Source organism: Acidovorax sp. Q11, assembly GCF_054950075.1.
Window position 1 is genome coordinate 1 of sequence record NZ_JBUDZG010000013.1, and the last position, 12,605, is coordinate 12,605.

Genomic DNA, 12,605 nt, shown 5'->3' on the forward strand with positions numbered 1-12,605 from the left:
CTCGGTAAAAGACTTGGACAAGAAGCTCATGCGCTATATCCGCCACTACAACAAAGACCCCAAGCCCATCAAGTGGAAGCACGACGATCCGCAGCGCCGATACCGCCAATTTCAATGATTCAGTGGAGTAGTGGCCGTCTCCGTCGCCCTGCGCCAGCACCTGGCCCAGCAGCGCCTGGGCCACGCCAAAGTACCGCGCCTCGACCGTGCTCCACGCCTGCGACACCGCGTGGGCCTCGCCCGGAAGCTGCAGCCGCAGCTCCACCAGCGTGCGCAACTGCGCAATGCGCCCTCGCGTCTCATATCAATGGCACGGCGCTCGGCCGCAGAAAACGGCTGCGCCTTGACCAAGGCCGTCGTGAAATGGGAGCCCAGCAGGCCAGCGTACTCACGCAGTTCCGCAGCCAGGCGCGCGCCCTGTACATCGTCGCCGAGCGCAGGGTAAGCGTGCTGGGCTGCACTGGCGAGCGGGTTGGTCACCGGCGACAGCAGGGGCACCACGGCCACCATGCCCTGCACAGCGTCGCGGATGGCCTCGGCCGAGCGCTGCGCTTGCGGCAGCGCCAGCACCTGGTCCACGCCCGCGCGGGCCTGCACCAGCGCACTGCGCGCGGTTTGAAGGCTCTGCACGAGGTTGATGCCGTCTGCCGTGGAGCGGGGCCCGGCCGCCACGGCCTGCAACAGGGCCTCGAACGCCTGGTCGGTGCGCGCCCGCGCCTCCTGCAGCGCCTGGGCGCGCGGCTGCGCCATGGGCAAGGCATCGCCCAGCGCGCCATTGGTGGGCCCGCGTTCGCGCGACACCATCTCCACCGCCACCAGCCCGCGTCGCAGCTGCTCCAGCAAGCGCAGGCTTTCAGACGCCTTGTGCACCGATTGCCATTCGGTGGTGGCCAGGCGCCCCACCAGCACCATCGTGGCCACAAGAACCAGGGCCCCCAGCAGGTGGAGCATTCGACTGAGTTGCATGAACAAACAAGCGCTTTGCGGGCACCACACCAAAAAAAGAAAGCTGCACCAGGCAGCGCAAGAAAGGCCACTCCGGCGCGCTGCGGCCTGCCGGGATTGTATGAAGGCCGGTCTGGCAGTCGTTTCCAAGGCGACCGTGGGCTGCTGTGCCCCCGCCCCAGGCCCGCAGAGGCATCCGCCTTATGTGCGTTCAACGCAGCTGGGCACGGCCCCCAAACCCCCCGCAGCGGCCCACACCGTGCCCCTCGGCACGGAGCCGCGCAGAAGCCTCAGACACCGGCAGGACATGCCCTCTATCGGTCTGGGCGTTCTCGCACCTAAAATCACGCAGGCTCTCGGCAAATTGAAGAGGGCCGATCGCAATCCAAACCAACGAAGAAACAATCATGGCAACTGCAAAGAAAGCTCCAGCACCCGCAAAGAAAGCCGCCGTCAAGGCCGCAGCACCCGCAGCCAAAAAGGCTGCTCCCGCCAAGAAGGCCGCAGCACCTGCTGCCAAGCCTGCAGCGGCTGCCCCCGCAGCGCTCAAGCCCATCAAGACGGCTTTCAACAAGACCACGCTGGTGGCCCACCTGGCCGAGCAGTCGGGCGTGGAACCCAAGGCCGCCAAGGCCGTGCTGGCAGCCCTCGAAGCCGCCATCCTGGGCTCCGTGCACAAGAAGGGCTCTGGCGAATTCACGCTGCCCGGCGTGCTGAAGATCGGCCTGCAGCAAGTCGCAGCCAAGAAGAAGCGCTTCGGCAAGGACCCCTTCACCGGTGAAGAGCGCTGGTTCCCCGCCAAGCCCGCATCGGTCAAGATCAAGACCCGCGCGCTGAAGAAGCTCAAGGACGCAACGGCCTGATAAGGCCTGCGGTTCTTGCAGGCCGTACCGGCCTGCGTGCATGGGTCCCGCCCCATGCACGCCCCCCGCCCCTCTCCCCGGACAGTCAGCCGGTGATCACACCCGCAGCAGCGGGTTCGGCGTAAAGCGCAGCCACCGCTGCTGCGCGGCGTGACAACACCGCCCCCTGATTGATATACCCCTTGTCGGTGATCTCCCCCGCGTCGGCATCGGGCGGCTCTCACATCACCAGCGCCCGCGTGGGGCATTGTGAAGACCCTGCGCCTGCACTGCGCCGCGCACGCATCAGCGCGCGCAACGCCTCTTCCAGCCCGGCCGTATCGGCCACACCCGCTGCCGATGGGAACACCAGCATCCCCACCTCGTCCCGGTTGTGGCCCGTGAGCACGATGTCCTGCACCAGGGGCGCGAGCTGCGACACCAGCTCCACCCGCAGCGTGCCCACCGACACCCAGCTGCCGCTGGACAGCTTGAAGTCCTCGGCCACCCGCCCGTTGAACACCACACCCCGCTCAGGCCGCTCGGCGTCGGCCAGATAGCCCGCGTCGCCGATGCGGTAGAAACCCTCGCTGTCGAAAGCGGCAGCGGTTTCTCTGGGCGCGTTGCGGTAGCCCGCAAACACCGAAACACCTTTGACCCGCATCTCCAGCTTGCCGCCGTTGGGCACCAGCTTGAGTTCCAGCCCTGGCAGCGGCGCGCCAATGCAGCCCGCGCCCTCCAGGCGCCAGTGGGCGGTGGTCACGGCGGGTGCGGTTTCGGTGGCGCCCCATGAGGTGGTCAACCACAGCGGCCGTGCGGGACGCACCCGGCGGGCCAGCGCCTCCAACCGCTGCCAGGTGGAGGGGGCCAGTGCGGCCGCCGCATAAAAAGCCAGGCGCACACGCGCCAGCACCTGCGCGGCCAGGGTGTCATCGGCCTCCAGAAACGGCAGCAGCATGTCGAAGCCCCGGGGCACGTTGAAGAGCATGGTGGGCTGCACGTCACGCAGGTTGCGCACGGTTTTTTCGATGAGCCCCGGCACCGGCCGGCCTTCGTCGATGTACAGCGTGCCGCCATGGCACAGCACCATGTGCAGGTTGTGGTTGCCGCCGAAGGTGTGGCTCCAGGGCAGCCAATCGACCAGCACCGGCTTTTCATGGGCAAGAAAGCGCCAGGTCTGGGCCATCATCTGCTGGTTGGCACAGAGCATGCGGTGGGTGTTGATGACCACCTTGGGTCGCCCGGTGGAGCCGGAAGTCAGCAGGTACTTGGCATGGCCATCGGCGTCCAGCGCTTCAAACGCCTCGCGCACGGCAGGTGTCTCCTGCCCGCGCTGCAGCTGCTCAAACGCCAGCGCGCCTGCACAGCGGTCGGCATGGCGGCTGAAGACCTTCACCACCTCACCGCCGTAACCGGCCAGCGCTGGCGCGTAGACCTGCGCATCGGAGGCATAGACCAGGCTGGGCTCCAGCACCGCCAGCATGCTGTGCAGGCGGCTATGGTCTTGGGAGCGCGCGTAGGCACTGGACATGGAGCAGGGGGTGATGCCCACATGCATGGCCGCCAACATGAGCACCGCATGGTCCACCGCGTTGTCGGACAGGATGGCAATGGGGCGCCCGGCGGGCAGCTTCAGATCCAGCAGCGACTGGGCCACCGCCCCCACCTCGCGGCGCAGCTGCCCGTAGCTCAGGCCGCGCCATTGCTCACCGCCCGCTTCGCGCTCGGCCAGGGCCAGCGTGTCGGGGGTCTCCTGCGCCCAGCGCTCCAGCCATTCGCCCACGCAGCGGGCATAGGGGCGCAGGGCCTCGGGAGAGCGCAGCGTGCGCGGCGGCGCTATCTGGTCTTCGTCGTCAAGAAATACAGGGTGCATGGTGTTGTCTCGCAGGATTTTTTCTGTGTGCAGGGCGCATCAGTCCAGCGCACCCGACGATTGCTTGGCGCGCAACAGGTCTATCAACAGCGCATCGCGCGCGCGGGCCAGCTCAGTGGCTTGCCGCCTGCCCAACGCCTGCGCCACACCTTCGACCACCTGGTGTTGCAGGGCCACATCCATGGACGGGGCCCCCAGGTCGCGCCACCAGTCCTTGATGGGCCCGCCCAGGTGGGCCAGCAGGTGCGCAATGCCGCCCTCGCCGCCCGACAGGTGCAGGTTCATGAACGGCCCCATCAGCGCCCACCGCAGGCCTGGGCCCTGGGCGATGGCGGTGTCGATGTCGCTGACGGTGGCTACGCCCTCGTTCACGAGGTGAAAGGCTTCGCGCCAGAGCGCGGCCTGCAGGCGGTTGGCAATGTGCCCCTTGATCTCACGCCGCACCTGGATGGGGCGCTTGCCGATGCGGGCATAAAACGCCATGGCCTGCGCAATGGCCTCGGGCGCCGTGTGCTGGCCGCCACCTACCTCCACCAGCGGAATCAGGTGCGGGGGATTGAACGGGTGGCCCAGCACCACCCGCTCAGGCCGCGCACAGGCTTGCTGGATGTCGCTGATGGCCAGGCCCGAGGTGCTGGGCGCCAGGATGGCATGCGCCGGAGCAGCAACATCCAAGCGGCGAAACAGCTCCACCTTGGCGTCCAGCCGCTCAGGCCCGTTCTCTTGCACGAAGTCGGCCCGCGCCAGCGCGTCCTCCAGCCGGTCATGCCAACGCAGGCGATCCAGGTGGGCCCCGTCCGTCAGCCCCTGGCGCGACAAGGCCTCCCACTGCGCGGATACGGCCGTCCGCAGGCGCTCCTGCGCGCCTGGCGACGGGTCCCAGGCGTCCACGTCCAGGCCCCGTGCCAAGAAGTACGCGGCCCAGCTCGCGCCGATGACGCCGGTGGCCACCACGGCCACGCGCTTCACGGTCAGATCCATGCGATGGGTTCCTCGTGCGATCAAGACTCAGCGGTGAAGCCGACCTTTTTGACAAGCGGGCCCCAGCGCTCGAACTCGGCTTGCTGCGATGCCTGCATCTCGCCGGGGGTGGAACCCTTGGCGATCAGCCCCACCACGGCCAGGCTGTCGATGACGGCCTTTTCCTTGATAGCAGCGTTGATGGCCGCATTGGCGGCCGCCACCACGGCTGCGGGCGTGCGGGCCGGGGCGTAGAAGCCAAACCATTCCTCGGTCGTGAGCTCTGGAAAGCCCTGTTCGGCAAACGTGGGCACTTCGGGTGAGAACGGGGAGCGCGCCTGGCCCGAAGTCGCAATCAGCCGCAGTTTGCCGGCCTTGTGGTTGGGGATGAAGTCGCCACTGGGCGTGACCATGGAGGCGATCTGCCCGCCCACCACATCCGTCACACCCGGGATGGAGCCCCGGTAGGGCACATGCTTGAGTTCCACCCCATTGTTCAGCCCCAGCAGGGCACCAATGAAGTGCGGCGTGGAGCCCGCAGCAGGCGAGCCGTAGTTGGCCAACACCGGGTTGGCCTTGGCCCAGGCCAGGAAGTCCTTCACAGTCTTGACCGACGCTGGCACCAGCGGCCCCACAGCCAGACCATGGTGCATCACCGCAGCAATCGACACCGGCACGAAGTCCTTCACAGGGTCGTAGCTCAGCTTGCTGTAGATGTGGGGATAGATCAATGTACACGAGAACGGCGAGAGCGTAAGCACGGTGCCGTCCGCAGGGGCCCCCTTGAGCGACTCCAGCGCAATGCGCCCGCCCGCGCCGGGCTTGCTTTCGACCACAGCAGGGTTGCGCGTGTAGGGCGATCCCGCCAGCTTCTCGCCCACCCAGCGCGCCACGCTGTCGCCCGCGCTGCCTGCCGGAAAGCCGTAGAGGACCTTGATCTGCTCCAGCGCCTGGGCCTGCGCGGCCAGGGGCGACAGGGCGGTGAGCGCAGCGGCGCTGCCCAGTTGGTTCATGAAGTGGCGGCGTGTGTACGTCATCCTGTGTCTCCTGCGGGTGGTTTGTTGTGGCAATGAAAAGGGGGGTAGCTCAGTGGCGCATCGATGCGGGTCTCACGGCCAACAGGCCACACCCTAAGCCAGGGGCTGTGGTGTCAAAGACTTTGCGTTGGGTCATCACGGTGTGTGGCGGAAAATGCTAGTGCTGCAGAATATTTTTTCCCGGCGCGCCCCATTCAGTCATCCCGACGACATTTGGACTCAGGGTATACGTGGGTCTGCCTTTTGAACGGTGCAGCACACAGGAGAATGCCCCACCATGTTGGTCAAAGTGACGCCCCCCACCATGGACGATCTGCTCGCAGCGTCGGCCTGGTTTCCGCTGCTGGACAGCGGCGCGCAGGCGCGTGTGCGCGATGAGCTGCGCGAGGTGGATGTGCCCCAGGGAGGTGCACTGTGCCGACTTGGCGACACCCCCCTGCACTGGTACGGAGCCATCGAAGGCCTGCTCAAGTGGACGGTGACCTCGGGCGACGGTCGCTCGGTCACGCTGGGCGGGCTGTCGGCGGGCAGCTGGTTTGGCGAAGGCACCCTGCTGCGCGGCAGCCCGCGCACGGCCGACATCATTGCGCTGCGCCCCAGCCGCGTTGCGCTGATGCCGGTGGAGACCTTCGAGTGGCTGCATGCTACCGAGCGCAGTTTCGATCACTTTCTGCTGCGCCAGATCAACGAACGCCTGCACTGGTTCACGGGCAACTTCACGGCCCACCACCTGCTGGACACCGACAGCCAGGTGGCGCGGGCGCTGGCGGGCCTGTTCCACCCCTGGCTGCACCCGGGCAGCGACCCGCACCTGCAGGTTTCGCAAGAGGAGATCGCCAACCTTTCGGGGGTATCGCGCCAGCGCTGCAACGCAGCCTTGAAGCGCCTGCAGGCTGCGGGCCTGCTGGAGATCGAATACGGCGGCATCACGGTCACCAACCTGGAGGGCCTGCGCCGCCGGGTGGAATAGCCGCGCCGCTACAACGGCCTGCAGCGTGGGATGCGCGTCACGAATCGGAGCCCACGATGAAGGCCACGGTGGCCGCAATCACCGCCTCGGGCTGATCGCGGTGTGGCGAATGCGCACATCCAGGCAGCTCCAGCAGCCGGGTGCCAGGCACCTGCTGCGCAATGCCGCGTATCTGCGCCAGCGTGCCGTACTCGTCCTCCAGCCCCTGGATGGCCAACACGGGCACACGGATGGCGGCGATCTCGGACTCGATGTTCCAGGCCCGGAACGCGGGGTCCAGCCAGATGCGGTTCCAGCCCCAAAAGGCCGAGCCGGGGTCTTCGTGGTAGCGGCCCAGCTTCTGCGCCAGGTCGGTGTGCAGGTAGGCATCCTTCGCACGTTCGATGTTCTCCACCGTCACGTCTTCCACAAAAATGTGCGGGGCCAGCAGCACCAGGCCGCGTGTGCGCTCCTGGAACCGCGCAGCGAACAGCAGCGCAATGGAGGCACCGTCGCTGTGGCCGAACAACCAGGGCGCTTCCCGCACACCCAGCGCATCCAGAAAGACGGGGAGCACCTCGTACGCCTGCTGGTGCATGAAGTCCACGCCCCACACCTCGCCCTCCGCGCGCGGGGTGGACCGGCCATAGGCGGGGCGCGAGAAGACCAGCCCCCGGAATCCCCCCGTTTCGCACAGCCGCTGCGGGAAGTCCTTCCACATCGCCACCGATCCCAGACCCTCATGGAAGAACACCACCAGCGGGGCCGCCTTGCGCTCGGGTGCGATCCACGCGTACTCCATCTCCACCGTGCGCTGCTGCCAGGCCACAGAGACCTTGTGCGGAGCATCCACCACGGCCGTCATGGCTGCGGGCCCTGCTCGCGCTCGCGCAGCCGAAAGCGCTGGATCGTGCCCGTCGCGGTCTTGGGCAGTTCGGGTACGAACTCGATGAGGCGCGGGTACTTGTAGGGAGCCAGGCGTTCCTTCACAAAGGCCTTGAGGTCGTCTGGCGTGGCCGCTTGCCCTTCCTTGAGCACCACGAAGGCTTTGGTCTTGGTCAGGCCATCGACGTCCTGCGTACCGATCACGGCGGCCTCCAGCACCGCCTGGTGCTGCATCAGCGTGGCCTCCACCTCAAAAGGCGATACATAGATGCCGCTGACCTTGAGCATGTCGTCGCTGCGCCCGGCGTAGGTGTAGTAACCCTCAGCATCGCGCACATATTTGTCGCCGCTCTTGGTCCATGCGCCCTGGAAGGTTTCACGCGTCTTCTCGCGGTTGTTCCAGTACAGCAGCGCGGCACTGGGGCCCTGGATGTACAGGTCGCCAATCTCGCCATGAGGCACCTCCCGCCCGTCTTCACCGCGCAGCGAGACCTCGTACCCTGGCACGGGCTTGCCCGTGGTGCCGTAGCGCACGTCCTCCGGGCGGTTGGATAGGAAGATGTGCAGCATCTCGGTGGAACCGATGCCGTCGATGATGTCGCAGCCAAACTGGGCCTTGAAGCGCTGCGCGATCTCGGCGGGCAGGGCCTCGCCCGCCGACGAGCACATGCGCAGCGACACCGCACTGCGTGGCGGCAGGCGGGGCGAGGCCAGCATGCCCGCAAAACCTGTGGGCGCCCCGAAGAACACCGTGGGCTGGTGCCGCGTCCAGCGCTCGAAGGTGGCGTCGGGCGTGGGGCGTTCAGCCATCAGCACCACCGCGGCCCCCACCGACAAGGGGAAGGTGAGGCTGTTGCCCAGGCCATAGGCGAAGTAGAGCTTGGCGGCTGAGAAGCACCGGTCCTGCTCCGTGAGGCCCAGCACCGGCTTGCCATACAGCTCGGCCGTCCACCACAGGTTGCCGTGGGTGTGGACCGTGCCTTTGGGTTTGCCGGTGGAGCCCGACGAGTACAGCCAGAAGCCGGGTGCATCCGGCCCCGTGGCAGCAGGCGCCGCCAAAGGCACCGCAGCGGCGATGGCGGCCTGCATATCCACGGCACCGGCGGGCAACGGCCCCTGTGGCTGCGACACCACCCGCAGGCCCACCTCGTGCGGTTGGCGGTCCATGGCATCGCTCAGCGCCGGCAGCAAAGCCCCTGACACCAGCACCGCCTGCGCGCGGCAGTGGGACAGCATGTAGGCGTAGTCTTCCGGCTTGAGCAAGGTGTTGACGGCCACAGGCAACACCCCGGCGTACAGGCAGCCCAGAAAGGCCACAGGCCAGTCGCAGGTGTCGAGCATCAGCAGCAGCACCCGCTCCTCGCGCCGTACACCTGCACCGACCAGCACCGCCGCCAGGCGGCGTGCGCGGTCCTCCAGGGCGCTGTAGCTCAGGGTTTCGTGGTCGTCTATGTAGGCCATGCGGTCGCCGCGCGCGCAGTTCAGCGCAAACAGGTGCTCCGCAAAGTTGAAATACTCCGGCAGGCTGGTCATGGGAATGTCCCCGTGGTTCTTGTAGGGAAAGGGCCTGCGCAAAAAACGGGGCTACACCAGATCAGGCAAACCCAGCGCCGCCAGCACTGCGGGGCTGGCCTGCACGGCGCTGCGTTGGTGGTAGAAGTCCAGCGCACGCAGCCCGCCCAGCTCGGCACCTCCGCCCGCACGGCCCGGGCCGCCGTGCTGCGACATGGGCATCACATTGCCGTGGCCGCTGTGGGCCTGCGCTACATCGGGCGTGACCACATGCACGCGGCCATGGCTGGCGGCCACGGCCAGTGCGGTCTGTGCCAGTGCGGATTCGTCACTGCCATAGAGCGAGGTGACCAGCGAGCCCTGGCCCCGGTGCGCCAGCGCGATGGCGTGCGCGCTGTCTCGGTAGGGCAGCAGCGTGGCCACGGGGCCGAAGACCTCCACGTCGTGCACTGATTGCGCGGCGTCGGCATCGCGTGCGCCCAGCAGCACCGGGCCGATGCAGGCGGCCACGGCCGGGTCGGCGTCCACCAGCGGCCTGTCGCGGCCGTCGTGCAGCACTGTTGCCTGAGCCTGCCGCGCGGCCAGGCCTTCGCGCACAGCAGCCAGCTGGGCGCGGCTCACCAGCGAGCCCATGCGCACACCCTCGTTGCGTGGGTTGCCCACGCTGATACCGGAAAGCTTGGCGCCAATGGCTTCGGCCGCGGCATCGTACACATCGGCCGGCACCAGAATGCGGCGGATGGCTGTGCATTTCTGGCCCGACTTCACGGTCATCTCGCGCACCACTTCGCGCACCAGCAGGTTGAAGGCCTCGCTGCCCGGCGCCTCGCCGGGCAGCAGCACGGCACTGTTGATGCTGTCGGCCTCGATGTTGGCGCGCACCGAGCGCTGGGCCACGGCCGGGTGCGAGCGGATCACGCCGGCCGTTTCGGCCGAGCCGGTGAACGACACCACGTCGAAGGGCTGCAGCTGGTCCATCAACCCGGCAGAGCCGCCAGCGATGACCGACAGCGCGCCTGCGGGCAGCACACCGGCATTCACCACATCCTTGACCATGCGCTGGGTGAGCCAGGCGGTGGCCGTGGCCGGCTTGACGATGACAGGCACACCCGAGAGCAGGGCCGGAGCGGCCTTTTCCCACAGGCCCCAGGACGGGAAATTGAAGGCATTGATGCACAGCGCCACGCCCTGCCGGGGTACTTGCAGGTGCAGCGACTGGAACACGGGTTCCTTGCCCAGCTTCACCGCTTCGCCGTCGCGCAGGGCCCGCGCATCGCCCAGGACGTCGCCCCAGCGGGCGTACTGGCCCAGCGTGAAGATGGCGCCGTCAATGTCCACGGCCGAATCGTTCTTCACCGTGCCTGCATTGGCGGTAGCGATCTCGTAATAGGCGTCACGGTTCGCCTGGAGCACCTCCACGATGCCCGCCAGCAGCGCGGCGCGTTCGCGGTAGGTCAGCGCACGCAGGGCAGCGCCGCCTTGCTGCCGCGCGAAGGCAAAGGCCTCGGCCAGGTTGAGCCCGGTGGAATCTACGCGCACCAGCGCGTTGCCCAGCACAGGGTCGAACAGCGGCGTGCCGCCGCCGGTACCGGCCTGCCAGCGGCCGGCGGCGTAGTTGGAGAGGAGTTCGGTCATACAGATCAATCGCAATAGAAAAAAATTACGGCCTGCCAGTTATTCATCGCGCTGCGCGTGAGCCGCGATGCCTGCAACTGACGTGGCCAAATCCAGCGCCCCCGTGCAAGGGCCGCCCCGCCGCACCGGGGGCGTCCCCCCCCCTGAATCGCGCAGCGAGTCGAGAGAGGGGGAAGGCGCGAAGCGACTCAGGGGGTGTTTCATTTGCTGAATTCGATCTGGCCTTCGGGCAAGAGGTAAAGCACCAGGGCCCGGCCTTGGGCAACGGTGGGGCGGTGGGCCGTGCCAGGGCCATAGACGCACCAGCCTGCGGGCCACCCGTCGAAGGTGGCGCTGCTGCCGTCGATGGGCATGATCAGGTCAATCTCGCCGTTCGGATGCGTGTGGTGCGGGCCCGCCAGGTCCTGCATATCCACCACATCCACCGAGAACCGGTGCAAGGCGTCCTCGGGCTTGAATACCCGGCCGTAGCGGATGCCACCGCCCTCGCGCTCGCACAACCAGCCTTCACGCACCCCCACCGTGCACGCGTCCTTGAGTCGCTCGTACACATCAGTACCGGGGCCGTGGGTCTGGTTGAGCCAGCCCGCCAGCGCCGCATCCAGCGGCCGTCCGGCGATCTGGCCCGTCAACGTGGCAAGGGTCTGGTGAAATACGGCTTTGGTGGACATGGGTGTCTCAGGTGAAGGCATCAGGGGCGAAAGCGCGAAGGCAACGGGGGTTGATCCATGTCCTTGCACAGCCCCGGAACATGCAGTATGTTGCGCCGAATGAACAATAGTTTGTGATTTTGACAACGTAAAGCACTATAGTGCATATTTGGTATTTTCCCTGAGCAGATACGAGGGCGGAAATTGGCGCACGAGGATGGGTATGAATGAACAAGAAGAGGCAGGATTGGGACTGCAAGCGACCGCAATGGCCACTGCCGCGACCGAGGAACCCAAGAACCCCGTGCTGGTGGCACTGGGAGAGCGGGTGCGCAACCTGCGCGCGCAGCGGGGGCTGACGCGCAAGGCCGTGGCCCTGGCGGCCGATGTGTCGGAGCGGCACCTGGCCAACCTGGAATACGGCACGGGCAATGCCTCCATCCTGGTGCTGCAGCAGGTGGCAGGGGCCTTGCACTGCTCGCTGGCAGAACTGGCGGGGGATTTCACGACGCGCTCGCCCGAATGGCTGCTGATCCGCGAGTTGCTGGAGCACCGCAGCGAGCCTGAGCTTCGCCGCGTGCGCCTGGCCCTGCATGAGCTGCTGAGCGGCGGCAGCAATGACACGGCCCGCCACGGGCGCATCGCCCTGGTCGGCCTGCGAGGTGCAGGCAAGTCCACCCTGGGGCCCTTGCTGGCGCGTGCACTCGATGTGCCCTTCATCGAACTGAGCCGCGAGATCGAAAGCCTGGCGGGCTGCAGCGTTCGCGAGATCCACGACCTCTATGGCACCACGGCCTACCGCCGGTACGAGCGCAGGGCGCTGGAAGAAACGATCCAGATCCACAGCGAAGTCGTTATCGCCACCCCAGGCGGCATTGTGTCGGACCCTGCCACCTTCAACGAACTGCTGGCGCACTGCACCACCGTCTGGCTGCGCGCCGCGCCCGAAGAGCACATGGGCCGCGTGGTGGCCCAGGGCGACATGCGCCCCATGGCGGCCAGCAAGGAAGCCATGGACGACCTCAAGCGGATTCTGGACGGGCGCGCCGCCTTCTATTCCAAGGCCGACATCACGATCGACACCTCGGGGCAGACACCCGAGCAAAGCCTGGCCGCCCTGCACGCGGGCGTGCGCAAGGCCACGGCCCGGGCAGCCTGAGCCCCACCCGGTGCGCCGCCGCACCTGCCACGCCCCGCACAGGACGTGGCACCGCCTGATCTGAGCCGCCCCTTCTGCTGCGCGCCACCTCCTGACGGTTCACCGCACAAACATGCATTGACTCGCCTGTTGATATGCAGCATGATGCATATCAACAG

At 67.2% G+C, this 12,605-nt stretch carries 10 protein-coding genes and 2 pseudogenes; 4 read left to right on the forward strand and 8 right to left on the reverse strand.

Annotated features, from left to right (window positions below; translation table 11 throughout):
* Positions 1–118, forward strand: a pseudogene (locus ACYZGB_RS12170) (IS630 family transposase); the annotation flags it as partial.
* Here ACYZGB_RS12170 and ACYZGB_RS12175 read toward each other — a convergent pair.
* Positions 112–966, reverse strand: a complete 855-nt coding sequence (locus tag ACYZGB_RS12175; RefSeq protein ID WP_462388551.1) for a hypothetical protein — start codon at positions 964–966, stop codon at positions 112–114. The pseudogene ACYZGB_RS12170 and the gene ACYZGB_RS12175 sit on opposite strands and share 7 nt — an antisense overlap.
* A 386-nt stretch (positions 967–1,352) precedes the next feature.
* Between ACYZGB_RS12175 and ACYZGB_RS12180 the strand changes: the two genes are divergently transcribed.
* Complete coding sequence (locus tag ACYZGB_RS12180; protein ID WP_291470749.1) at positions 1,353–1,808, forward strand: HU family DNA-binding protein; 456 nt, start codon at positions 1,353–1,355, stop codon at positions 1,806–1,808.
* Between the two features lie 85 nt (positions 1,809–1,893).
* On the opposite strand, the pseudogene ACYZGB_RS12185 reads toward ACYZGB_RS12180, so the two are convergent.
* From ACYZGB_RS12185 to ACYZGB_RS12195, 3 genes and pseudogenes are all read right to left on the reverse strand, one after another.
* Positions 1,894–3,660, reverse strand: a pseudogene (locus ACYZGB_RS12185) (feruloyl-CoA synthase).
* Between the two features lie 39 nt (positions 3,661–3,699).
* Complete coding sequence (locus tag ACYZGB_RS12190; protein WP_462388552.1) at positions 3,700–4,641, reverse strand: 3-hydroxyacyl-CoA dehydrogenase NAD-binding domain-containing protein; 942 nt, start codon at positions 4,639–4,641, stop codon at positions 3,700–3,702.
* Positions 4,642–4,661: 20 nt separating this feature from the next.
* Positions 4,662–5,657: a Bug family tripartite tricarboxylate transporter substrate binding protein gene (locus tag ACYZGB_RS12195; protein ID WP_462388553.1), complete on the reverse strand. Its 996-nt coding sequence runs from the start codon at positions 5,655–5,657 to the stop codon at positions 4,662–4,664.
* A 277-nt stretch (positions 5,658–5,934) separates the two neighbouring features.
* Here ACYZGB_RS12195 and ACYZGB_RS12200 point away from each other — a divergent pair, with 277 nt between their 5' ends.
* Entirely contained in the window at positions 5,935–6,627 is a 693-nt protein-coding gene (locus tag ACYZGB_RS12200) for a Crp/Fnr family transcriptional regulator (protein ID WP_462388555.1), read from the forward strand.
* Between the two features lie 37 nt (positions 6,628–6,664).
* Here ACYZGB_RS12200 and ACYZGB_RS12205 read toward each other — a convergent pair whose 3' ends face one another.
* The 4 genes from ACYZGB_RS12205 to ACYZGB_RS12220 form a co-directional block, all read right to left on the reverse strand.
* A complete protein-coding gene (locus ACYZGB_RS12205) occupies positions 6,665–7,471 on the reverse strand; it encodes an alpha/beta fold hydrolase (RefSeq protein ID WP_462388557.1) in 807 nt (268 codons plus the stop codon).
* Positions 7,468–9,024 carry a benzoate-CoA ligase family protein gene (locus tag ACYZGB_RS12210; RefSeq protein WP_462388559.1) on the reverse strand — a complete coding sequence of 519 codons (1,557 nt, stop codon included), beginning with the start codon at positions 9,022–9,024 and terminating at the stop codon, positions 7,468–7,470. Before ACYZGB_RS12210 ends, ACYZGB_RS12205 begins: the two co-directional genes overlap by 4 nt.
* Positions 9,025–9,075: 51 nt before the next feature.
* Complete coding sequence (locus ACYZGB_RS12215) at positions 9,076–10,638, reverse strand: 3,4-dehydroadipyl-CoA semialdehyde dehydrogenase (protein ID WP_462388560.1); 1,563 nt, start codon at positions 10,636–10,638, stop codon at positions 9,076–9,078.
* Between the two features lie 200 nt (positions 10,639–10,838).
* Positions 10,839–11,309, reverse strand: a complete 471-nt coding sequence (locus ACYZGB_RS12220; RefSeq protein ID WP_462388561.1) for a DUF4863 family protein — start codon at positions 11,307–11,309, stop codon at positions 10,839–10,841.
* A 202-nt stretch (positions 11,310–11,511) separates the two neighbouring features.
* On the opposite strand from ACYZGB_RS12220, the gene ACYZGB_RS12225 reads away from it, so the two are divergent.
* Positions 11,512–12,447 carry a helix-turn-helix transcriptional regulator gene (locus tag ACYZGB_RS12225; protein WP_462388562.1) on the forward strand — a complete coding sequence of 312 codons (936 nt, stop codon included), beginning with the start codon at positions 11,512–11,514 and terminating at the stop codon, positions 12,445–12,447.
* Positions 12,448–12,605: the final 158 nt, after the last annotated feature.

Coding starts and splice junctions, on each gene's coding strand:
- ACYZGB_RS12180 (WP_291470749.1), top strand. CDS start 1,353: ATGGCAACTGCAAAGAAAGCTCCAGCACCCGCAAAGAAAGCCGCCGTC.
- ACYZGB_RS12205 (WP_462388557.1), bottom strand. CDS start 7,471: ATGACGGCCGTGGTGGATGCTCCGCACAAGGTCTCTGTGGCCTGGCAG.
- ACYZGB_RS12215 (WP_462388560.1), bottom strand. CDS start 10,638: ATGACCGAACTCCTCTCCAACTACGCCGCCGGCCGCTGGCAGGCCGGT.
- ACYZGB_RS12195 (WP_462388553.1), bottom strand. CDS start 5,657: ATGACGTACACACGCCGCCACTTCATGAACCAACTGGGCAGCGCCGCT.
- ACYZGB_RS12220 (WP_462388561.1), bottom strand. CDS start 11,309: ATGTCCACCAAAGCCGTATTTCACCAGACCCTTGCCACGTTGACGGGC.
- ACYZGB_RS12210 (WP_462388559.1), bottom strand. CDS start 9,024: ATGACCAGCCTGCCGGAGTATTTCAACTTTGCGGAGCACCTGTTTGCG.
- ACYZGB_RS12200 (WP_462388555.1), top strand. CDS start 5,935: ATGTTGGTCAAAGTGACGCCCCCCACCATGGACGATCTGCTCGCAGCG.
- ACYZGB_RS12190 (WP_462388552.1), bottom strand. CDS start 4,641: ATGGATCTGACCGTGAAGCGCGTGGCCGTGGTGGCCACCGGCGTCATC.
- ACYZGB_RS12175 (WP_462388551.1), bottom strand. CDS start 966: ATGCAACTCAGTCGAATGCTCCACCTGCTGGGGGCCCTGGTTCTTGTG.
- ACYZGB_RS12225 (WP_462388562.1), top strand. CDS start 11,512: ATGAATGAACAAGAAGAGGCAGGATTGGGACTGCAAGCGACCGCAATG.